The sequence below is a fragment of the Aureimonas jatrophae genome, from assembly GCF_900104035.1.
Lineage (GTDB): Bacteria > Pseudomonadota > Alphaproteobacteria > Rhizobiales > Rhizobiaceae > Aureimonas > Aureimonas jatrophae.
Window position 1 is genome coordinate 750,382 of the sequence record NZ_FNIT01000001.1, and the last position, 19,851, is coordinate 770,232.

A 19,851-nucleotide genomic window follows, 5' to 3' on the forward strand; every position below is an offset into this window, starting at 1 on the left:
ACCGGACGGACCGACACAGACAAGCCCCTGATTGCTTCGCGCGACATCGGTGGGTCGCACGCGAAGCGTCCGCTCCCGGCGTGGCGCCCTCGAGCCTGCCGCTCCGCGACTGGTCCTGAACGGGAAAGCGCCGGAAGCGTCGGCGATCCTGTCCCGGAACCGTATCGTGGTCAGTTCCTCAAGGCTCCCGGCTCGATGAAACGGCCACCACCGAAAGGGCGCCATCGCGCCCGCGAACGGTATGGGTGCCGAGATCGCGGATGCGCAGGGAGGCGGGCAGTCGATCGATCCGCCGGATCAGGTCCGCGGACGCGACAACCGGCACGTCGAGCGTCTTGGACAGGGCTTCGAGCCGGGCTGTGGTGTTCACCACGTCACCGAAATAGGTGATCTTGTGCCGCTCCAGACCGATCTCGGCTGTTACCACCGGTCCGCAGTGCAGGGCCGCGCGGAAGCGCGGTACGCCCCCGTGATCCGCTTCCCAGGACGCGGCGTCGGCCTCCAGCACGGATGCGAAGTCGAAGACGCAGCGAAGGCAGGCGGCATCGCGCGTGCCGCTCCGGATCGTCCAGGTGATCAAGGCCATGTCGCCGACGTAGTCGTCGATCGAGCCGCCGGATCGGCGAACCGGTGCGGCGAGGGCGTTGAAGATGCGGCCGAGCCAGATCTGGGTCGCCAGATCGCCGTTCCTTTCCGCAAAGCTCGTGGACCCGACGATATCGAGAAACAGGAAGACCCGTTCCTCCTGGATCGGGCGATGATAGAGGCCGAGCAGAAGATGGCCGAACACCTTGGGTCCCACCAGATCCCGGATCCGGAAGACGAGAATGACGACCAAGGACGCTGCGATCGAGTAGGCGAACCCGGACTGCGACATCACCATCGCCGCCCGGGCGCTCTCCGTGACGTCCAATCCGAGCTGCAGAACCGTTCCGGCGATGATGTTGGCGACGACGATCATCGAGGCGTAGGTGACGAGCGTGGCCAGCGCGAAAAGCGGCGTGGCCCAGCGCCGGATGCGGTTTCGCCACGCCGGAAGCAGGAGTTCGCGCTCGTAGAAGAGGATCAGAGTTCCGATGCAGACCCCGCGCACGACGGATCCGATGAGCGTTCCGTCCTGATCGAGGGTGAACCAGTAGAAGAGCCCGGCCAGCGCTCCGATCAGGGGTGCGACCGGGAGGAGCCATAGGTGATGCCGTTGCGCTGACATGTCCCGAACTGTTCGAACGGTTGGCTTCTGACCCGGCCCAGCCTTTGCCATGGCGTCGCTGCGGACGGGCACGCGGACAATGCCGGATCGGCCACGGCTCTCAAAGCGCGAAAGCCGGTCGCCCGACTTTCGACCCATCGTCCAACGTCACAGGAACCGCCGTCCCGCGACATAGCCGAAGACGGCCGTGATCCCCACGGCGAGCGTGTACCACGTCGCCACGAACAGCGGACTGTCGTCGGGACAGTGGGTGGCATAGAAGGCGGCCGCCATGGCTCCGGAGGCGACGCCCGCCGCCGCCCCCGCCAGTCCCGGACACGAGGGCATTCCCTGGCGAAGCGCCGCGATGAAGCAGACGAGGGGACCGATCGCGATCGCGGGGATGAAGAACAGGCAGTAACCCGCATTCGTCCCGACGAGGCGGGTCGCCCATTCCGCCGGAGGCGACATCGCCAGCTCCACGCCGACGCCCGTCGTCAGCACCGCGGCGATGCCACCCAAAAGCCATGGCCAGGCCCCGAGCGGTGCCGCCGGGCGACCGATGCGATCGAGAAGTCCGATCATGGCTCCGGCCAACGGAACCGTGACGAGGAACTTGAAGAGGACGCGGGCTGTGCGCAGCAGGGCCTCGAGGTCGGGCCGCGGATGCAGCATGGCGAGGTAGGAGATCGCAGCCGCGACAAGGCCCGCGATGGCGGCCAGAACGATGACCCGGCCGAAGCGGACCCGAACCTTCGCGTCCTTCGACAGGACCCGGATGAGACGGTCCGTCCCGATGGTGGTCCCGGGAACGCGATCGTTGTCGGGGCTCATGTGGTTCCTCCGCGATAAAGCACCGCGAGACTCTTTAGCGCCCGGTGTAGCGCGACGCGCACCGCGCCTTCCGTCATCGAAAGGCGGGCGGCCGTCTCGCGAACGCTGGACCCGTCGAGCGACACGGACTGGACGATGTCGCGTTGGACGGGTTTCAGGCTGCCCAGCATCCGGCCGACGTCATGCTGGTCATCCGTTGCCGGCTGCCGCTCGTCCGGGACGAGGTCGACCACGTCGTCGATCGGAACGTGCACGCGATGTCCCCGCCGCCGCAGGGCGTCGATGAGCTTGTTGCGGGCGATCGTGGAGATCCAGGGGCCGATCGGACGCTGGGGATCCCATGTGCCGCGCTTGAGATGGATCGCGAGAAGCGCTTCCTGGACGACATCCTCGAGATCTTGGTTATCGGCGCCGAACGCGGACAGGCGGCGCGCGGCAAGCATCCTGAGATGCGGGGTCACAGCTTCGAGGAAGCGGTGGTAGGAGGACTCGTCGCCCTCCAGTGCCGCCGCCATCCAAGCCGACCAATCCTCCTCGCGCGAGCGCGGGGTCAAGGGGTGACGTCCCGTTCGTCCGATCGGCCCCGCTCCGCGCTCTCAGTTCGTTGCCGCTCGGGACGTCGGCACGGGCTGGCCATGAGAACGCTCCGAGAAGAGACGGTCGAGATCGCCGATCTTCGGAAGGTCGTAGGCGACGATGGAGGGGGCGTCCGGATTTTGCGCGAGGTCGGCCTGGCGGTAAGCCTTGGCAACATCGACGAGCTGGCCCGTCTCGATCGTCGTGACGACCGCATGCGACGGCATGGCGGCGACGAAGGTGGCTGCGGCAAGGCCACCCGAGAGGGACGCGGGGATACGAAGGGGAGTCATGGCGACGGCTCCATCTGGGAAAGGCGGGATCGACGCTCAGCCGGTGGCCGGGCGGAAGGGCGGGGCGATGCCGTTCAGGCCGTAGCGAAGGCCCGTCGGCTTCGGGCCGCCGTCGAAGACGTGACCGGGATGGTCCCCGCAGCGGCTGCACGCGACGCCATCGCGCACCATGCCGACGCTGGTATCGCGCGTCGTGACGACGGCGCCTGGCCTGGACCGCCAGACGCTCGGCCTCCCATGCCGTTCGAAGAACCGATCGCCGCGTCGTCATGGGTGGTTCCGCTTCATGTCCATCATGCAAGGTACGGACCGGGCCGGCGCATCGTTACAGGCGGCTGCGACTTATTTTTTAAGCACCCGCCGAGGATCAGATCCCGGCATACCAGTCGTAGCCGATCGCGTCCTCCCAGTAGCCGCCCTTGCCTGCGCCGATGCCGGCAAGACTGGCGACGACCTCGACCCGCATCACGTACTTGGCCTGCTTGTATCCGAGCTGCCGCTCGACGCGCAGGCGAAGCGGCGCTCCATGGCCGATGGCGAGCGGGGCACCGTTCATCGCGTAGGCGAGGATCGTCTGCGGATGGCGTGCCTCGGGAAGGTCGATGCTCTCGTAGTAGGGGGAACCGTCGAAATCGTCCGCGCAATGGAACACGACGTAGCGCGCGGCCGGCCGCGGCCCGGCCTCGTCGAGCAGGCGCCCGAGCGGCACGCCCGTCCACTGGCCGATCGCGCTCCAGCCCTCGACGCAGTCGTGCCGGGTGATCTGGGTGCGCGAGGGCATCGCCATGATCTCGGTGAGGCTGAAGCGCGCGGGCCGCTCGACGAGCCCGTCGATGACGAGCGACCAGCCGGCGAACCCGCCTCCCGCCAGCGCCTGGTAGGCCGCGCTCGACGGCATGGTGTTGCCGTTGGTGCGAAACACGGGGGACATCTCCGCCGCCTCGAACTCCGGGGCGAGGGCGTCTGCGCCGAGCAGCCGCTGGGCGCGCCGGGCCAGACCGCCGGCGGAGCCGAGCGCATCGGACACGCCTTGCGACTGCGCGAGTCCGAAGACGTCGCAGCCGGTGAGCGCAAGCGGCGCGCCGCCGACAAGGGCGCCCGTCAGGAAACCGCGGCGCGTGGGACGGAAAACCATCGGGCTATTCCTTCGGCAGACGATAGCGGCCGGTGATCATCGAGCGCACCTCGTTGATCGGGCCGGCCAGGACGACCATCGCGATGTGCACGAGGATGAAGAGCACGAGGAGCGTCGCCGCGATGAAGTGGATCGAGCGCGCGGACTGCCGCCCGCCGAAGAGGTCGAGGAGCCAGGGCCAGGCGGCGTTCATCGCCGGGGACATGGTGAGGCCCGTCAGGACGATCGCCGGCAGGAGAACCAGAAGGACGCCGCAGTAGGCGAGCTTCTGGAGGACGTTGTAGCGCCGGGCGGCATCGCCCTTGGGAAAGCGCAGGCGTGCATGCTGGCCGATGTCGTGGAGGATGCGCGCGGGGGCGAGTTCCGCGCGCGTCGGCAGGAGGTCGCGCGTCAGGTGGCGGCTTGCAGCGCTCCAGAGCGCATAGAGAGCGAGGCCGCCCGCGAAGATCCAGGCGAAGAAGAGGTGCCAATGCCGCGCGACCGCGAGGTTGTAGCCGGACGGGATCGTCGCCCAGGAGGGAAAGGCCCGGTTCACCTCGGCGCCCGCGGCGTTCGTCCAGCGTCCGAGGAGTCCCGTGGTCTCGACCGAGAGGCTGCCGACGCGAAGGAAGCCGCCCGCCTCCGTTGCCCCGATCTGGAGCCAGGCGTGATCCTGGTTCGCGCCATAGGCGCCCCAGTAGAGGCGGGGGTGGGCGTTGAAGATGGTGAGCCCGCTCATCAGCATGACGAGAAGCGTCGCGACATTGATCCAATGCCAGACGCGGGTCGGCCAGCCGTGCCGATAGACGATGGTCGGCGGCTCTCGTCCCATAGTTGCGGCTGCTGCACGCTCGGTGCGCGATCCGGCCTCGATCATGGCCTCTCTCCTGTTTGGATGCGAGGCGCCCAGGCGGAACCGCCCGGGCGCTCCGGACGTGGCCGCTACTTCGTCTTCGGCTTGGCGGGGGCCGGCACCATGGCATCCGGTGCCATGGTGCCGGCCTTCATGGCGTCCGGCTTCATGGCATCCGGCGTCATCGCGTCGGCCTTCATGGCACCGTCGGGTGCCATGGCATCGGCGGGCTTCATGGCATCCGGTGCCATCGCATCCGGCGCCATGGCATCGGGCTTCATCGTGTCTTCGGCGTGCGGCTTCACGGCGTCCTGGGCGGAAGCTGCCGGCGCAAGACCGCTGGTCAGCGCGAACACAACGGCAGCGAGCGGCAGGGCGCGGCGAGCGAGGAGGTCGATCATGCGTTTCTCCGGGAATGGGGAAGCGGGCCGAGGGGGCGCTTCCGGTTGAGCCGGCCGTTCGGCGCGGCATGGAATGGGCGCACCTCGGCGAGGCCGCGCGGATGGTGCCGCGCCGCTCGAAGGTTCCGATGCGCCGTTGGAAGGATTCAGTCCGTCACGGCCGACAGGATCGGCCCGCCGGGCTTCTGGATCAGCACGGCCGTCCGCAATCCGTCCTCGACGGGCGGCGCCGCGAACGACATCTCGACGCCGAGCCAGCGGCCCGCATTCCGGATGTCGGTCACGACGTTCGGGACCGGCAGGGTCGTGCCGGCGTTCTCGCCCCGCTCGATCGCGACGTTCTGCACGCCGGGCTTGTGGCGGACGAGCCAGACGTCCGCGCCGGACGCCGGCGCCATGCCGCGGCCGATCCTGACGACGTTCGCCTGGATGTCGATCGGCACCACTGCGGGCGGTTTGGCGCGGTCGATCATCGCCCGCAGCGGATCCAGCCTGTTGCCCACGGTGTCGCCGGCGCCGTTGACGACGATCTGCGGGGTGAAGGGGCCGTCCCGGCCAAGGCTCGGCTCGTAGTCGCGCTGGCGCAGGGTGAAGGCCTCGGAGCCGAAGGTGTCCTTCCAGCCGAGGTGATCCCAGTAGGTGACGCTGAAGCTCAAGGGCAGGACGTCGGGCGCCTTCATCACCGCCATGACGTTGCGGTTCGCGGGCGGCACGGAACTGCATCCCTGGCTGGTGAACAGTTCCACCACGGTGACGGGACGACTGGCCGCCGTTGCGGGAAGGGCCATGAGACCCGCGCCCAGAAGCATCGCCAGCGCGGCGACCGTTCGCCCTCCCGGCCGAAGCCGAGTTTCGTGTGTTCGTGGAGTCATCCGACCTCTCCCGACGATCGCCTCGTCACCGGCTGTGGTGGCGGCGTCTGGAGTGTCTACGGAGCGGCGCCCCGCGATATTACAGCGATCCGGAAAAATCCGATCGCATGGCTCGGCAACCGTCCCCGTTCGGTGCGTCGGCAGGGCCGCATGCCCTAGGCGCCCCATGGGGCCGTCGGATCCGAACGGGCGGAACGGGTCGTCCTGGTCATTGGCAAAGAGCGGTCAGGGTCGATGCCCGTTGCGCGGTAGGCGGCTCAGCCGCTCGCGAAGGCGCCGGACAGCGAAGTCGATGAAGCGACGAAGCTTCAGCGGCATCTGTCCGTGGGTCGCGTGGACGAGATGAACGGGCACCGGCACCGGCTCGGCATCCTCGAGAACGAGCCGGAGCCGTCCCGCCTCGACGGCCTCGCTCACCTGGTAGTGCAACAATCGCACGAACCCGACGCCGAGGATCGCCGCGTCCGCCGCCGCCTCGGTGGTCGTCACCGCAAGGCGCGGCGACAGCGCGACGTCGACGGAACCTCCCCGCGCCCTGGACGTGAGGGGCCAGCTCGTCTGCGCCATCGGACCGTCCACGGCAACCACGGGGCGATCCCTCAGGTCGTCCGGCGTCTTCGGGGTTCCGTGCCTGTCGAGGAAGGCCGGGCTCGCCGCCGTCACGATGCGCAACGCGCCGACCTTGGTCGCCACCATCGCGCTATCCGCCAGGGGACCGATCCGCACCGCCATATCGATCTCGTCGTCGACGAGGTGGACGTTGCGATCGTTCAGCACGAGCCGGACGCCGATGGCGGGGAACCGTTCGAGGAAGTCGGCGACCGTCGGCAGGACGTGAAGCCGACCGAACTGGATCGGGGCGGTCAGGACGAGTTCGCCCTTGGGCTCGGCGAGTTCGCCGGCCGCCTCGCGTTCCGCCGCCTCGACGTCGTGGAGGATGCGCCGGGCCGCCGTCAGATAGGTCGCGCCCGCGTCGGTCAGCGTCAGGCTGCGGGTGGTTCGCACGAGAAGCCTCGTTCCGATCCGCGCCTCGAGATCCGAGATCTTGCGGCTGAGCGTCGGCACCGGGATGCGCAGGGCGCGTCCGGCCGCGGACAGGCTGCCGTGATCCACCGCTTCCCGCAACAGGGTCATCGCTTCCAGACGGTCCATTCGTCTTTCCGGATCTTGGAGAAGTGCTTTGCCGATATGTCGTATTCAGCCAGCCGATGGAAAGGATCATCTGTTGCGTCGGCGAGCCGACCGGCTCGCGCAGCAAGGACGATCATCGTGCCCTACGGCTTCCTGGACATCGCCGCGACGCCGAGCGTTCGAGCCGCTCAAGCCTCGATGGGGGCGGATCACCTCTGGCGGGACTTCAAAGGCGACCGCGCCTTCGACCGCTTCGGCGAGAACGAGGCCGCCTTCATCGGTGCACGCGACAGCTTCTATCTCGCCACCACCTCGGAGACGGGATGGCCCTACGTGCAGCACCGCGGCGGTCCGCCGGGGTTCCTGAAACTCGTCGACGATCGGTCGCTCGCCTTCGCCGACTATCGCGGCAACCGGCAATACATCAGTCTGGGCAACATCGGGGCCGACGAACGCGCCTGCCTGTTCCTGATGGACTATCCCCGCCGGGCCCGGCTGAAGATCTACGGGCATGTCGAGATCCTTGCGCCGGATGCCGAGCCCGACCTCGCGCGACGGGTCGCGGATGCGTCCTACCACGCCCGGATCGAGCGGATCTTCCGGCTGCGGCTCGCGGCCTTCGACTGGAACTGTCCGCAGCACATCACTCCCCGCTTCACGCAAGCCGAGATCGCCGAGGCGGTCCGGCCCCTGCACGAGCGCATTGCGACGCTCGAGACGGAGAACGCCGCACTGCGGTCCGAGGCCGCTGCGGCAACCAGCCTTCAAGGAGAACTACGATGACCCATGTGAGCTACCGAACCGTCGAGGTCGACGGCGTGAGCGTCTTCTATCGCGAAGCGGGCAGCCGCTCGAACCCGACGCTGCTTCTCCTGCACGGCTTCCCGAGCGCGAGCCATATGTTCCGGGACCTGATCCCGCTTCTGGCCGACCGCTTCCATCTCGTTGCGCCCGACCTTCCGGGTTTCGGCCAGACGAAGGCGCCGCCGCGCGGCGCGTTCGACTACACGTTCGATCGCCTCGCCGAGGTGATCGAGGGGTTCACGCAGAACATCGGGCTCGATCGCTACGCGCTCTACATCTTCGACTACGGCGCGCCGGTCGGGCTTCGCCTGGCGATGCGCCAGCCCGAGCGCGTGACGGCGATCGTCTCGCAGAACGGCAATGCCTATCTCGAAGGCTTCAGCAACCAGTGGAGCGCATGGCAGGCCTACTGGCGCGAGCCGAGCGAGGCCAACCGGGAGGCCTGCCGGGCCTCGCTGCAGCCGGACACGATCCGCGACTGGCAGTACGGTACAGGGACCGATCCGAGCCGCCTGTCGCCGGACGGATACGAGCTCGACATCGCCTACATGTCGCGACCGGAAGCGGAGGAGATCCAGCTCGACCTGATCGGCGACTACAAGAGCAACGTCGCGCTCTATCCCGCCTTCCAGGCCTATTTTCGCGAGCACCGGCCGCCGCTTCTGGCTGTCTGGGGCCGGCACGATCTGGCCTTCCTGCCGGCGGGCGCCGAGGCCTACCGCCGGGACGTCCCCGATGCCGACATCCATCTCCTCGACACCGGACACTTCGCCCTGGAAACGCATGCCGACGAGATCGCCGGCCTGATCGCAAGGTTTCTGGAGCGCGTTGCGATCGGCTGATCCAGCAGACATCGACACCGGCGCAGACGCTGGGGGAGGGGTGGGCCGACCGACCTCGAAGTCCGGTCAGGTCGCGCCGTCAAGCGCCGTCTCGACAGGGCAATCGGCGCAGGCTGCCGTATCGCAAAGGCGGCAGACCGCGTCGGCCTGCCGCTCGGTCTCCACGAAACCCGCGAGCAGCTTCGCAGCGAGGTGGACGAAGGTCGCCCGCTCGTCCGGGGACAAAGGCGCAAGCGCCCCCGCGAGGCGGTCGTGGCGTGCCGCGAGGATACGCGTGCAACTGCGCTCCCCCTCGCGTGTCAGGTGCAAGGCGACGGCGCGACGATCCTGGATCCCCGGCCGGCGCTCGATCAGGCCCGCCGCCGCGAGCCGGTCCACGAGGCGAACGGTGCCGGGATGCGAGAGCGAAAGGGCATGGCGCAGGCGTTCGATGGGCAGGCCGGGTTCGTGGCGCAGAAGCGCGATCGCCGCCGCCGCCTGTCCGGGTTCCGGGGCCTCGCCCGCCGTGCCGGCGAGGAGAGTGTCGGCCAGCGCGAGCGCCAGTGCGCCGACGATGTTTTCGGTCCGTCCGTTGCTCATGGCGAAATAATAGATGCGCGGAGCATGGAAATCCACGTCGACCATATGTATGCTTGAAGCATATAAATTGGAGGTCTCCCATGCGCAGCCGTCTTCCAGCCCTCGCCGACCGGGCGCTTCTCATGCTCACGCGGCGCATTCCCGCGCCCCGCATCGTCGCGCTCGGTCGCGGCATCGCAGGGGCCGGCGTCGTCCTGCCGCTGGGGCTGATCGGTCTCGTCAAGTTCACCCAGTTCGAGGTGGACGCGCTGCGCCCGCTCATCACCGCCACCCCTTGGCTCGCGTGGCTTTATCCCGCCCTTGGCGAGAGAGGGGCTGCGGCGCTGCTCGGCATCGTCGAGATCGCCACGGCGGCCCTTTTGACCCTCTCGATCTGGTCGCCGCGGGCCGGCCTCATCGGCGGCTCGCTCGCGGTGCTGACGTTTGCCACGACCGTTTCCATCATGCTCGCCATCCCGATCTGGGAGGAGGCGGCCGGCGGATTTCCCTGGATCAACGCGACTGGCCAGTTCCTGCTGAAGGACGTCGCGCTTCTCGGGATCAGCCTTGTCGTCGTCGGCAATAGCCTGGCACGACTGACGACCGACCGTCGTCCCCGTTCGTAAGGCCGATAGCGACGCGGCCCCGCTCCCCACGCGTCCGTTCGCACCGGCCAGCGCGTCAAACGGGGTGTCCATACGGCTTCGGGCTGCGGCCGATCCGGCACCTAGGATCCCTTGCAACCACCCGGGTCGCTGCCGTGCCATGGGTCGTCAGCGGATCGCATCGATCCTGGGGCCCTGAAGCTGGCACCGGTTGCAACCGGACCCGCCATCGCTGGGACGAAGACGCCCGTCCCATCCAAAGGCCATAGAGCGTCTTCGCGGGACCATCCGCCTGATGCCCGTTCCGGCAACCGAGGCCATGGCAGCTGAGGAGAATGCTGTTGTCGAGTCCGCGACGGTCGTCGCCCCGTCCGTTGGTTCAATCGCCGCGAGCGATCGTTCATGTCCGGCCATCGGCGAAGCCGGCGGCCCTATGGTCCACGTGACGGGGTGACCGGATCACCGCCTTGCAGGCCATAACGCCGGTCCGCCTCGCGCGGGGGCAGCTCGGATGCCGGACTGCGGTGAGCGACTACTGTATGCTGAAGGGGAAGTACTGGGCATTGATCATGTCATAGGTGCCGTCGGACTTGATGGCCGCCAGCGCCTTGTTCAGCCGCAGCCTCAGATCGTCGTCTTCCCGGCGCATCGCGATTCCCGCTCCCTCGCCGAAGAAGGTCGGGTCCAGGATGTCGTCCCCCCTGACCTCGCAGCATTGGCCCGCCTTGGTGTTGGTCAGCCAATCGTAGATGGCGAGCTTGTCTTCCATGATGACGTCGACGCTGCCGTCCGCCAATCCCTTGTAGAGGTCGGGAGAGGCCGGAAACACGGTGACCGGGGTCGCGGGGCGGTAATGCTGATCGACAAAGGCCGCCTGCGCCGTCGTGCTGGTGACACCCAGACTGACGCCTTGGAGCGTTTCGGCGTCGATCCGCGTGAGTGTCGAGTCCTTCCGGACCACGAAGACGGACGGGCTGTTGTAGTACGTGTCGGTGAAAGCCACCTTCTGGCGGCGTTCCGCACTCATCGACATGGATGAGATGATCAGGTCGTATCGCTTTGCCAGAAGGTCGGGGATCATGGCCTCCCACTTCTGAACCACGAACTCGCACGACAGTTTCGCGGCGTCGCACAAGGCGCGTGCGATATCGACGTCGAACCCCTGCAGCTTCTCCTGCGCGTCGAGATAGTTGAAGGGCGGGAAACCTCCTTCCACCGCGACCTTCACCGGCCTGACGTCGTCCGCCGCCAGGGCGGACTGCTGCGTCAGGACGGGCATGGCCACGCAGGACATAACAAGCGCCAACGCGACGTGCGACAGCATCTTGCCAGGAAGCATCGTGATCATTCCTCGTCGTTGAGCTTCGCCTGTCGAGCTCTGCATGGCGATGGGTGACCCGACGCTATGTTTCGCCGTCTTAATTCGACGTTGACGGCGGCGTCCCGTGCAAGAGTGGGTTGTGGACGACAACACTTCCGCAATCGTTTCGAGGGATGGTTCGGACATCCCTGCGGAGCGAGCCGTTGCGCCTGATCCCGATCATCCACCTCCTGACGCGCAAGCGGGAACAAGCGTCCTCCGGCTGGCTGCTGTTCCTGATTGCCGCCAGCGGCTTGGGGACCCTGGGTCTGGTCGTCCTAGCAGGCTTGTGGGCGGGCACGGAAAGCGATGCTGCAGCGCTCGAGCGCCAGCGGCAGCTGATGACCGCCCGCCTGCACGACCAGGTCGAACAAGCCGCTCAGATCGTCGGTCAGATCGCCGCCGGCTATGTCGCGCTGTCGCAGCCCGCCCAAGGGATCGGGGACGCTTCAACCGCAGATGGTGACGGTCCGATCGGTGCCGACGCGACGCCCACTATCGCCACAGCCACCATGGCGCGCGTCGCCACGACCTTCTTCAGATACGACCAGGCCTTCATCGTCGATGGCGCAGGCCAGCTCGCCATGGATGCCGATGCCGGGACGCGGAAGCGGTTCAATTGGATGCGGTCGCTCCTGCGGCCCTTTCTGGACGACCCGCGCCTGCGGCCCGCACACCCGTCGCAGGCGGATGCGGACCCGGCTCCCCGAGCGATCGCCGAGCTCATGCGTCTGGAAGGGCGAGCAACGATCGTCGGCACGGCGGCGGTCGGAGCGACGGACCGGGCGATCGCAGCCTCTCGCGAGCCCGGAATGCCGCCGGAGCCGCGATATCTGATCGCCATCCGCTTTCTCGACGGAACCGCGTTGGATGCGTTGAGCCGCGAGCAGGGCCTGAACGGGGCTCGCTACGCGCGTGCGGCCGATCCGGAGAAGAGCGAGGTCGCCTTTCAGATCGACAGCACGATCACGAACGAGCCGATCGGCTTCATCGTCTGGACGCCGGATCTTCCCGGTTCCCGCGTTATCGGACGGCTTGCGCCGGCTTTGTCGCTGGCCGCCGTCGTGATCGCCGTTTTGTTCAGCGCGCTTTTGATGCGCCTGCGCCGAAGCCTGATCGAGCTGCGGGCGAGCGAGCATCAGGCCCGGCATCTGTCGCTCCACGATGTTCTGACCACGCTTCCCAACCGTGCCCTCTTCGCCGAACGCCTCGAAGCCTGCCTTTCACGGGGAGCCAGGGACGGACGTCGACATGCGGTCGCACTGATCGATCTGGATCGGTTCAAGGCGGTCAACGACACGTTCGGCCACGCCGCCGGGGACGAACTGATCCGGTTGGCCGCGAGCCGGATGGCCGCCCTTCTGCGCCCGCAAGACACGTTGGCTCGCCTCGGGGGTGACGAGTTCGCCCTTCTTCTTCCCAACATCGGCGATGGCGACGAGGTGGTGGGCGCTGTCTGTCGTGGTCTGGTGGATGTGCTGGCGCGGCCCTTCGAGCTGATGTCGGCAACCGCCGTCGCGCACGTCGGCGGGTCCATCGGCGTGGTCGTTCCCGAGGCCGGCCAAAGCGTCGATGACGCCATGCGTCATGCCGATACCGCTCTCTACGAGGCAAAGGCACAGGGGCGCGGACGATGGGTCGCCTTCGTCCGGTCGATGGACGGCGGACGTCACGACCGGGACACGGTGCGGAACGAGCTCCGCACCCTTCTGGCCAGCCTCACCGATTCTGCCGGACACCAGCCATCGGCCGCCTGTCCCGCGCGTCTCGGCAAGCTGGAGCTCCACTTCCAGACGATCCATCGCGCCAAGGACGGGTGCAGGGTCTCCGGTGCCGAGGCCTTGGTGCGCTGGCGCCACGGCGAGCGTGGCCTTCTGTTTCCGGACAGCTTCATATCGGTTGCCGAGGAGGGGGGGCTCATCGACGACCTGGGCCTCTGGGTCCTGCGCGAGGCTTGCCGGGAGGCCAGCGCCTGGGATCCTGCCACGTTCGTTGCCGTGAACGTGTCGCCCCACCAGCTGCGTCGGTCGAGCTTTTCGGACGACGTTCTCGCGGTTCTCGCTGCGACGGGTCTTTCGCCCTCGCGTCTCGAACTGGAGTTGACGGAGTCGGCCTTCATCGACGTCGAGCAGGCGACGGAAGCCGGCTTGGCGCGCCTGCGTGCGGAAGGCGTCCAGATCGCGCTGGACGACTTCGGCACGGGATTCTCCTCGTTGAGCGACGTCGTCCATCTCGGCGTCGATCGCATCAAGATCGACCGCTCATTCGTGGCCCTTCTCGGCACCAAAGCTCATGGAGCGGCCATCGTGGCAGCCCTGGTCGGTCTTGGCCGCAACCTGGGCATCGCAACCACCGCCGAAGGCGTCGAGACGCAGGCTCAACGCGACTTTCTCGTGGCGCTGGGATGCACGGATCTTCAGGGCTACCTGTTTTCGAGACCCGAGCCGATCGAGACGCTCGGCCGGTCGCAGCCGCTGCTGCGTTCCAACGCGTTCGTCACGCCGCAGGTCCGCGTTCCGGCCGCATGACACCGTCTGCGTGACAGCCGGTCGCTGGCGGTTCATCCGCCGTCGCGAACGGAATTGGCGAGTTGTTCTAGCGGACTTACTCGACGACCGGATGGCCGGGATGAACCTCACCGCCCGCCGCTTCCACGGGTGCGGATCGCGCAAACCCTCGCGATAGCCCGGATTTGTCTGCGTCCCGGTCCACGGCGCGGACGGAACGCTGGATCGCTGCGCTGTTCAGGCCGGATCTGCGACGGTCGAGAGCCCGGGATCCGTTTCGATCCCGTCCCCCTGCTTCAGGATCGCGAAGCTCGGCGTCGACGTTTCCGGAAACTGCAGATGCAGATCATAGGCGACGTCGGCATCGCTCGAAGACCGCGCCTCGAATATGAGGTTGTATCGTCCAGCGGGAACCGCCACCAGGCGCTCGTCGCCGATCGTTTCCTTCTCGGACCGTCCGCCTCCCAACGTCGACGGGTCGGCGCCGGTGCGTCCGATACCATCCAGCCGACGCGATCGGCACCCGAAAAGCCGAGGCCTCGATACGCGGGAGCGAAAGAGCATCGGATCTGGGAGGGCTCAAGACGGCACGACCGCATGGAAGCCGGCGCCCGGACGCGGTCGAGCGTATGTCGATCCCGTGGGCGCGATCAGAGTGCGTCGAGTCGTTCCCCGATCACGCTGAGGACGATGTCGGCGAGCACGCCGACGGTCGGGTCCTGTTCGCTCTCCGCGCGCACCAGCGTCAGGGAAACCGCGGGAAGCGCGGGAAGGCCCGTGGCGGCCGGATCGAGCGCAACGAGGCCGGCCGGCAAGCCGATGCGGGTGCGCATGGTGATGCCGAGGCCTGCGGACGCTGCGGCCCAAAGACCGGACAGACTGGGGCTGGAAACGGCGATCCGCCAGGGCAGGCCGGCCTGGTCCAGGGCCCCGATGGCGGGGTCGCGGAACGAGCAAGGGGATTCGAACGCCACCAGCGGGACGGGTTCGCGGCGACCGGTCCGGTCGAGCCGCCAGTCCTTTCGCCCGATCCAGACCGTGGGGATGTGCGCGATCGGCGTGAGGTGCGGTGCGTCGATCGACGGTCCCCAAGCCAGCGACAGGTCCAGGTCCCCCTGCCGCGTCTTGCCCACCAGGGCGTGGACCTTCTCGACCACGATCTCCACCATGACGTTCGGATTCACGCGGGCGAACCGGCCGAGGACCTCGGGCAGCCACGCCTCGGCAAAGTCCTGCGGCAGCCCCAGGCGAACGCGTCCGGCCAGTTCCGAGCGACGCAGGCTGTCCACCGCCTCGTCGTTCAGATCGAGGATGCGGCGCGCATAGCTCAGAAGCCGCTCCCCGGCATCGGTCAGCGCCAGACCCCTGCCGGCTCTCGTCACCAGCGGCTGCCCCACCTGTTCCTCGAGCTTTCGAAGCTGGGCGCTGACGGCCGATTGCGACCGACCCACGCGATCGGCCGCGCGCGCGAAGCTGCCGAGTTCGAAGCCGAGGACGAAGGTGCGAAGCGCATCGATATCGAGGTTGGGCCGGATCATGTCTCTTCGCTCATTCCGAACGGTTCGTATGAAACTTCCAAATAGTTGATCGATCATGGGCGGCATAGACATGCGGTCGACAAATTGTCCTTGGAGCCTGCCATGCCTCTCGTTCGCATCACCCTTTTCCGGGGCCGCTCCCCCGAGAACGTCCGCAGCATGGCCGACGGCGTCCACGCGGCCCTGGTCGAGACCTACGGCGTACCCGAAGACGACCGCTTCCAGATCATCGAGCAGCGCGCGCCCGATGAGATCATCTACAATCCCGGCTATCTCGGCATCCGGCGCACGGACGGGATCGTCATCGTCCATGTGGTCGCCAGCAACTGGCGCAATACCGCGCAGAAGCAGACCTTCTACCAAGCGGTCGTCGACAGGCTCGCCGCCGATCCCGGCGTCCGCCGCGAGGACGTACAGATCATCATCAGCCCCAACGACAAGCCCGACTGGTCCTTCGGCAACGGCATCGCGCCTTATGTCTCCGTGTCGGCGGACCGCTGACCACTACCGGACCGGCCCGCCGCGCTCGTTCTTGCGACGACGGGCGCTCACGAGCGCCAGTTGGACGCTCGCCTGTGAAAGCGATCGAACGTCATGCGGCATCGCGGCACCGCGATCACCCATTTCCGCCGCCGTTTGTCGGCGACCCGCCCCAAGGAGACCCCATGCATGTATTCCTCACCGGAGCGAACGGCTGGCTGGGCACGGCGATTGCCGCCGATCTGATCGAAGCCGGGCACTCCGTCACGGGACTGGTTCGCTCGCGCGAGAAGGCGGATGCGCTGGCACGAAGCGGCATCGCGCCCCTCATCGGCGGACTGGCCGACCGTGACGTATTGCGGGCCGGAGCATCCAAGAGCGACGGCATCATCCATACGGCCTTCGGTCTCGACCTGTCGAAGATCGCGGAACTGGCCGAGGAGGAGCGCCGCGCGATCGAGACCTTCGGCGATGTCTTCCAGGGCTCCGGCCGTCCCGTCATCGTCACCGGCGGCGTTCTTCTGATGCCGAAGGGCGACGTCTTCGACGAGAGCGCCCGGCCACCGGTCGATCCCGCCTTTCCGCGTGCATCCGAGCAGACGGCCTTCGCCCTGGCCGAGCGCGGCATCCATGCCTCTGTCGTCCGCAACCCACGCTCCGTGCACGGCCAGGGCGAGCGCCATGGCTTCGCGCCCAAGCTCGCGGCCGTGGCGCGGCAGACCGGCGTCTCCGCCTATGTCGAGGACGGAAGCAACCTGTGGCCCGCGGTTCATCGGCTGGACGCGGCGCGCGTCTATGGGCTCGCGCTGGAGCGCGGCGCTCGCGGCGAAGCCTTCCATGCGATCGCCGAGGAGGGCGTCCCGTTCCAGCGGATCGCCGAGGCGATCGGTCGGCAGGTCGGCGTCCCCGCGCGGTCGATGTCGCGCGAGGACGCCGAGAGCCACTTCGGCGGCCTGGCGGTCTGGGTCGCCGGAAACGGGCCGGCCTCGTCGCGATGGACAAAGGAGACGCTCGGCTGGGAACCAAGGGAGATCGGCTTCGTCGCCGATATCGAGCGCCGGACCTACTCGGAATGAAGGGGCCGGCGTCGCCGGAGAATCGCCGCTCGACAACGACCCCCGATGGCGGACGACCGGCTTCAGCTCCGAGCCGAGACCAACCGGACCCAGCCTTCGCCCAACCGAGGAAGTTGTTGTGCGGAGAAGCAAGGTCTGTTTCCGGCGCCAAGATCGATCGGAAATCTTGGAGCGGCACGATGGTCGGCGTTTGCGGACGGTTCCCATCCAAAGCCGCTTTCGCTGTCCGATCCCGCTGCGTGGATGACGAAGGGCCACCCTGGCCGCAGCCCGATTCCAGCTCGGCCGGCACCGACCGGCAGCATGGTTTGATGCCGCAGCAGAGGCCGGCGAGACGCAGGGGCGAGGCCGAGTTCAAGATCGGGTCCGCACGCGTCGTTCCGGTCGGCGACGTAGCCCTGCGGCTCCGGCATCAGAGATGTCCTCAAGGAGCCGGCCCCTGCCCGAGCAAAGCACCGTGTCCGGCCGCTTCGCCCTGGCTTGCGCTCGCGACGGGCAGCACCGGGTCGCTCCTGCGACGGATGTGGTAGACCGCGGCGGGCGGGACGTTGGCCAGCGTCCGGCCTATACGGGTCGCCTCGAGGCCGAGACGCTCGAGGATCTCGGGGCGAACCGGGCAGCGCGGACCGTAGGTGAACTGGTGGAACGCCCCGCCCGGTGTCATGCGACCGAAGGATCCCTTCAGGATCGCCAGCACCTGACCAGGCGACATGGAGAGAACCGGTAGCCCGCTCACGACAGCGCCGACGGTTCGCTCGCCGAACGGCGCCTGCGTTCGAAGCCGCGCCGCGTCCATCTGCAACGTCCGGACGGCGGGAAAACGCAGTCGCAGCGCTTCGGCAAAGCCGGGTTCGGCCTCCACCAGAACGAGATCCTCCGGTTTGACGCCGCGTTTCAGCAAAGCGCGTGTGAATGCGCCGGTACCGGGGCCGAGCTCGATCACGGGGCCGGTGCGCTCCGACAGGCCGGACGTGATCAGCTCGGCCAGAGCCCGGCCCGACGGCGTGATGGCGGCCACGCGCCACGGGTCGCGAAGCCAGGCCCGAAAGAAGCCGAGCGCCTCCGCGAGCGACCGGGACGGCGTCGCAGACGGGAGCGGCGCGACCGGGTTCCGAGAAGCGGTCGGCTCCGTGGTCGACGTGCCTGCGACCGGGATCACCATGACGGGCTGCTCGGCTTGCGCCGTCCGAACGTCCGTCGCGCGTTCAGGAACATCGTGGCCTGCGCCGCAAGAAGGCATCCGAGCGCCGACAACGCCAGAAGCGTTGTGTTGGCGTCCCTGACCGAATGGAAGGCCAGGTATCCGGCGCCGAGGAACAGCCCGTTCCAGACCGCGATCCCCGCACTCGACGCGGCCAGGAAGCGCAGCGACTGCCCGGGCAACAGGCCCGCCAGCGTCGGAGCGAAGAGCCGCACGGTCGGAAGGAGCTGGAACGAGAAGGCCAAGGCCGTTCTGTTGCGCACGTAGGCCGCGATGCGGCGCTCGACGCGCTCGCCCGGCATTCCGACGAAGCGTCCGGCATGCTCGAGGAAGCGCCGGGACCGCGCCTCGCCCAGGCTTCTCACGGCATAGAAGCATGCCGCGCAACCGAGGACGCTGCCCAGCGTCGTCGCGGCGAAGGCGACGGGCAGCCCCCAGGCGCCTTCCGCCGACGAGACGCCGATGGCGAGCAGCATGCCATAGGACGGCATGACCGGCACGAAGCGCTCCGCCAAGCCGACGGCGAACAGGCCGACCGTCCCATAAAGCGCCAAGCAGGCCATGAGGTTCGCGAGCGGATCCATGCTCAGGCGCCCCGCGACGAGGGGGAACGAGAACCGATCACGGCCAGGATGTCCGGTCCGCCGAAGCGCAGGCCGACGAGATCTTCGGAGATGTCCCAAAGACGCCTGGCGACGTGGGGGGCGAGCGCCGCCTCCGGCGACTTCGCTTCGGCCGGATACCCGCGCGTCTCGGCGAGCCTATGCGGACCATAGTAGCCGCCGCGTTCGGCTTCCGCGGCCGTTGCCGCAAACAGGATCGGCAGGGCCCCCTGCTCGGCCGGCTGGAACAGGAAGGGCAGCAGCGAGCGTACGATCCCCTGCGGGCTGAGGCGACCCGGCGCGTTGTGCAGGAGGTCGGTGCGCGACACGCCGGGATGGGCGGCGATGCTCGCGATGCTCCAACCCGCCTCGGCGCTGCGGCGCTGGAGTTCGAAGCTGAACATCAGGCAGGCGAGCTTGGACTGCGCGTAGGCCTCCATCGGCTTGTAGCGGCGCTCGGCCTGAAGGTCGGCGAAGTCGATACGGCCGCTGCGGGCCGCGACGCTCGACACGGATACGACGCGGGCATCGTTGCCCCTTCGCAGCAGCGGCAGCAGGTGGGCCGTCAGGGCGAAATGCCCGAGGTAGTTGGTTCCGAACTGAAGCTCGAAGCCGTCGCTCGTGGTCTGCCGGTGCGGCGGCGTCATGACGCCGGCGTTGTTGATCAGGATGTCGAGGCCGTCGCGACTGTCGGAGAGGCGGCGGCCGAACCGCGTGACGGAGGCGAGGTCGCCGAGATCGACAGGCTCGAAGCTCACGCGCGCGTCGGGTGCGATCCGCAGGATGCGCGCGACAGCGTCCGATCCCTTCTTGGGATTGCGCCCCGCGACGATCACGTCCGCGCCGGCCCGCGCGAGCGCCAGTGCCGTTTCGAAGCCGAGCCCGCCGGTGCCGGTTACGACGGCGGTGGCGCCGCGCTGAGAGGGCATGTTTCGGGCGGTCCAATGTTCGGTCATCGGGTTTTTCCTTGAGTTGAGACTGTTCGAAGAGGCGCAAGGGGTCGACGGCCGACCGC

Annotated in this window: 22 protein-coding genes and 1 pseudogene; 6 read left to right on the forward strand and 17 right to left on the reverse strand. The window is 67.9% G+C overall.

Annotation, left to right across the window (positions count from 1 at the left end; genetic code table 11):
* Positions 1-178 precede the first annotated feature (178 nt).
* From BLQ76_RS03670 to BLQ76_RS03715, 10 genes and pseudogenes are all read right to left on the reverse strand, one after another.
* Positions 179-1,210: an adenylate/guanylate cyclase domain-containing protein gene (locus tag BLQ76_RS03670; RefSeq protein ID WP_090668922.1), complete on the reverse strand. Its 1,032-nt coding sequence runs from the start codon at positions 1,208-1,210 to the stop codon at positions 179-181.
* Between the two features lie 147 nt (positions 1,211-1,357).
* A complete protein-coding gene (locus BLQ76_RS03675) occupies positions 1,358-2,023 on the reverse strand; it encodes an NrsF family protein (protein WP_090668925.1) in 666 nt (221 codons plus the stop codon).
* Entirely contained in the window at positions 2,020-2,577 is a 558-nt protein-coding gene (locus BLQ76_RS03680) for a sigma-70 family RNA polymerase sigma factor (RefSeq protein ID WP_090668929.1), read from the reverse strand. The genes BLQ76_RS03675 and BLQ76_RS03680 overlap by 4 nt, the downstream gene beginning before the upstream one ends.
* Positions 2,578-2,619: 42 nt before the next feature.
* Positions 2,620-2,892, reverse strand: a complete 273-nt coding sequence (locus BLQ76_RS03685) for a hypothetical protein (protein ID WP_090668931.1) — start codon at positions 2,890-2,892, stop codon at positions 2,620-2,622.
* Positions 2,893-2,928: 36 nt separating this feature from the next.
* Positions 2,929-3,135, reverse strand: a pseudogene (locus BLQ76_RS03690) (peptide-methionine (R)-S-oxide reductase); the annotation flags it as partial.
* Positions 3,136-3,259: 124 nt separating this feature from the next.
* Entirely contained in the window at positions 3,260-4,027 is a 768-nt protein-coding gene (locus BLQ76_RS03695; protein ID WP_090668934.1) for a molybdopterin-binding protein, read from the reverse strand.
* Positions 4,028-4,031: 4 nt separating this feature from the next.
* Positions 4,032-4,883, reverse strand: a complete 852-nt coding sequence (locus BLQ76_RS03700) for a cytochrome b/b6 domain-containing protein (protein WP_425285130.1) — start codon at positions 4,881-4,883, stop codon at positions 4,032-4,034.
* 65 nt (positions 4,884-4,948) lie between these two features.
* Positions 4,949-5,260, reverse strand: a complete 312-nt coding sequence (locus BLQ76_RS03705; RefSeq protein ID WP_090668937.1) for a pentapeptide MXKDX repeat protein — start codon at positions 5,258-5,260, stop codon at positions 4,949-4,951.
* 146 nt (positions 5,261-5,406) lie between these two features.
* Positions 5,407-6,048 carry a DUF1223 domain-containing protein gene (locus tag BLQ76_RS03710; RefSeq protein WP_244519456.1) on the reverse strand — a complete coding sequence of 214 codons (642 nt, stop codon included), beginning with the start codon at positions 6,046-6,048 and terminating at the stop codon, positions 5,407-5,409.
* A 309-nt stretch (positions 6,049-6,357) separates the two neighbouring features.
* Positions 6,358-7,284, reverse strand: a complete 927-nt coding sequence (locus tag BLQ76_RS03715; RefSeq protein WP_090668943.1) for a LysR family transcriptional regulator — start codon at positions 7,282-7,284, stop codon at positions 6,358-6,360.
* 117 nt (positions 7,285-7,401) lie between these two features.
* On the opposite strand from BLQ76_RS03715, the gene BLQ76_RS03720 reads away from it, so the two are divergent.
* Entirely contained in the window at positions 7,402-8,046 is a 645-nt protein-coding gene (locus BLQ76_RS03720; protein ID WP_090668946.1) for a pyridoxamine 5'-phosphate oxidase family protein, read from the forward strand.
* A complete protein-coding gene (locus BLQ76_RS03725) occupies positions 8,043-8,909 on the forward strand; it encodes an alpha/beta fold hydrolase (protein WP_090668949.1) in 867 nt (288 codons plus the stop codon). Before BLQ76_RS03720 ends, BLQ76_RS03725 begins: the two co-directional genes overlap by 4 nt.
* A gap of 66 nt (positions 8,910-8,975) precedes the next feature.
* Here the strand turns inward: BLQ76_RS03725 and BLQ76_RS03730 are convergent, their stop codons facing one another.
* Positions 8,976-9,533, reverse strand: a complete 558-nt coding sequence (locus BLQ76_RS03730; protein WP_090668952.1) for a MarR family winged helix-turn-helix transcriptional regulator — start codon at positions 9,531-9,533, stop codon at positions 8,976-8,978.
* Between the two features lie 35 nt (positions 9,534-9,568).
* Between BLQ76_RS03730 and BLQ76_RS03735 the strand changes: the two genes are divergently transcribed.
* The gene (locus BLQ76_RS03735) at positions 9,569-10,093 is read left to right on the forward strand and encodes a YkgB family protein (RefSeq protein ID WP_090668954.1); all 525 of its coding nucleotides are present in this window, start codon (positions 9,569-9,571) and stop codon (positions 10,091-10,093) included.
* A 511-nt stretch (positions 10,094-10,604) separates the two neighbouring features.
* Here BLQ76_RS03735 and BLQ76_RS03740 read toward each other — a convergent pair.
* A complete protein-coding gene (locus BLQ76_RS03740) occupies positions 10,605-11,366 on the reverse strand; it encodes an ABC transporter substrate-binding protein (RefSeq protein ID WP_244519474.1) in 762 nt (253 codons plus the stop codon).
* Between the two features lie 230 nt (positions 11,367-11,596).
* Between BLQ76_RS03740 and BLQ76_RS03745 the strand changes: the two genes are divergently transcribed.
* Positions 11,597-13,960, forward strand: a complete 2,364-nt coding sequence (locus BLQ76_RS03745; protein ID WP_244519457.1) for a putative bifunctional diguanylate cyclase/phosphodiesterase — start codon at positions 11,597-11,599, stop codon at positions 13,958-13,960.
* A 216-nt stretch (positions 13,961-14,176) separates the two neighbouring features.
* Here BLQ76_RS03745 and BLQ76_RS03750 read toward each other — a convergent pair whose 3' ends face one another.
* A complete protein-coding gene (locus BLQ76_RS03750; protein ID WP_139183913.1) occupies positions 14,177-14,359 on the reverse strand; it encodes a hypothetical protein in 183 nt (60 codons plus the stop codon).
* Between the two features lie 230 nt (positions 14,360-14,589).
* Positions 14,590-15,477: a LysR substrate-binding domain-containing protein gene (locus BLQ76_RS03755; protein WP_090668965.1), complete on the reverse strand. Its 888-nt coding sequence runs from the start codon at positions 15,475-15,477 to the stop codon at positions 14,590-14,592.
* Positions 15,478-15,579: 102 nt separating this feature from the next.
* Between BLQ76_RS03755 and BLQ76_RS03760 the strand changes: the two genes are divergently transcribed.
* Both BLQ76_RS03760 and BLQ76_RS03765 read left to right on the forward strand, forming a co-directional pair.
* Positions 15,580-15,978: a tautomerase family protein gene (locus tag BLQ76_RS03760; RefSeq protein ID WP_090668968.1), complete on the forward strand. Its 399-nt coding sequence runs from the start codon at positions 15,580-15,582 to the stop codon at positions 15,976-15,978.
* A 164-nt stretch (positions 15,979-16,142) separates the two neighbouring features.
* Positions 16,143-17,033, forward strand: coding sequence for an SDR family oxidoreductase (locus tag BLQ76_RS03765; RefSeq protein ID WP_090668970.1), 891 nt, complete (start codon positions 16,143-16,145; stop codon positions 17,031-17,033).
* A 424-nt stretch (positions 17,034-17,457) separates the two neighbouring features.
* Here the strand turns inward: BLQ76_RS03765 and BLQ76_RS03770 are convergent, their stop codons facing one another.
* The 3 genes from BLQ76_RS03770 to BLQ76_RS03780 are packed head-to-tail and all read right to left on the reverse strand — an operon-like array spanning position 17,458 to position 19,792.
* Positions 17,458-18,195 (reverse strand): class I SAM-dependent methyltransferase, encoded by a 738-nt coding sequence (locus BLQ76_RS03770; RefSeq protein ID WP_244519458.1) that lies wholly within the window; start codon positions 18,193-18,195, stop codon positions 17,458-17,460.
* Complete coding sequence (locus tag BLQ76_RS03775) at positions 18,189-18,818, reverse strand: DedA family protein (protein ID WP_090668973.1); 630 nt, start codon at positions 18,816-18,818, stop codon at positions 18,189-18,191. The genes BLQ76_RS03770 and BLQ76_RS03775 overlap by 7 nt, the downstream gene beginning before the upstream one ends.
* A gap of 2 nt (positions 18,819-18,820) precedes the next feature.
* On the reverse strand, positions 18,821-19,792 hold the full coding sequence (locus BLQ76_RS03780; protein WP_090668976.1) for an SDR family oxidoreductase: 972 nt from the start codon (positions 19,790-19,792) through the stop codon (positions 18,821-18,823).
* Positions 19,793-19,851: the final 59 nt, after the last annotated feature.

Excerpts from the sequence above, each read along its gene's own strand:
- BLQ76_RS03695 (WP_090668934.1), bottom strand. The coding sequence starts at position 4,027 with ATGGTTTTCCGTCCCACGCGCCGCGGTTTCCTGACGGGCGCCCTTGTC.
- BLQ76_RS03760 (WP_090668968.1), top strand. The coding sequence starts at position 15,580 with ATGCCTCTCGTTCGCATCACCCTTTTCCGGGGCCGCTCCCCCGAGAAC.
- BLQ76_RS03715 (WP_090668943.1), bottom strand. The coding sequence starts at position 7,284 with ATGGACCGTCTGGAAGCGATGACCCTGTTGCGGGAAGCGGTGGATCAC.
- BLQ76_RS03765 (WP_090668970.1), top strand. The coding sequence starts at position 16,143 with ATGCATGTATTCCTCACCGGAGCGAACGGCTGGCTGGGCACGGCGATT.
- BLQ76_RS03780 (WP_090668976.1), bottom strand. The coding sequence starts at position 19,792 with ATGACCGAACATTGGACCGCCCGAAACATGCCCTCTCAGCGCGGCGCC.
- BLQ76_RS03755 (WP_090668965.1), bottom strand. The coding sequence starts at position 15,477 with ATGATCCGGCCCAACCTCGATATCGATGCGCTTCGCACCTTCGTCCTC.
- BLQ76_RS03675 (WP_090668925.1), bottom strand. The coding sequence starts at position 2,023 with ATGAGCCCCGACAACGATCGCGTTCCCGGGACCACCATCGGGACGGAC.
- BLQ76_RS03770 (WP_244519458.1), bottom strand. The coding sequence starts at position 18,195 with ATGGTGATCCCGGTCGCAGGCACGTCGACCACGGAGCCGACCGCTTCT.
- BLQ76_RS03710 (WP_244519456.1), bottom strand. The coding sequence starts at position 6,048 with ATGGCCCTTCCCGCAACGGCGGCCAGTCGTCCCGTCACCGTGGTGGAA.
- BLQ76_RS03670 (WP_090668922.1), bottom strand. The coding sequence starts at position 1,210 with ATGTCAGCGCAACGGCATCACCTATGGCTCCTCCCGGTCGCACCCCTG.
- BLQ76_RS03725 (WP_090668949.1), top strand. The coding sequence starts at position 8,043 with ATGACCCATGTGAGCTACCGAACCGTCGAGGTCGACGGCGTGAGCGTC.
- BLQ76_RS03705 (WP_090668937.1), bottom strand. The coding sequence starts at position 5,260 with ATGATCGACCTCCTCGCTCGCCGCGCCCTGCCGCTCGCTGCCGTTGTG.
- BLQ76_RS03730 (WP_090668952.1), bottom strand. The coding sequence starts at position 9,533 with ATGGTCGACGTGGATTTCCATGCTCCGCGCATCTATTATTTCGCCATG.
- BLQ76_RS03685 (WP_090668931.1), bottom strand. The coding sequence starts at position 2,892 with ATGACTCCCCTTCGTATCCCCGCGTCCCTCTCGGGTGGCCTTGCCGCA.
- BLQ76_RS03740 (WP_244519474.1), bottom strand. The coding sequence starts at position 11,366 with ATGTCCTGCGTGGCCATGCCCGTCCTGACGCAGCAGTCCGCCCTGGCG.
- BLQ76_RS03735 (WP_090668954.1), top strand. The coding sequence starts at position 9,569 with ATGCGCAGCCGTCTTCCAGCCCTCGCCGACCGGGCGCTTCTCATGCTC.
- BLQ76_RS03700 (WP_425285130.1), bottom strand. The coding sequence starts at position 4,883 with ATGATCGAGGCCGGATCGCGCACCGAGCGTGCAGCAGCCGCAACTATG.
- BLQ76_RS03775 (WP_090668973.1), bottom strand. The coding sequence starts at position 18,818 with ATGGATCCGCTCGCGAACCTCATGGCCTGCTTGGCGCTTTATGGGACG.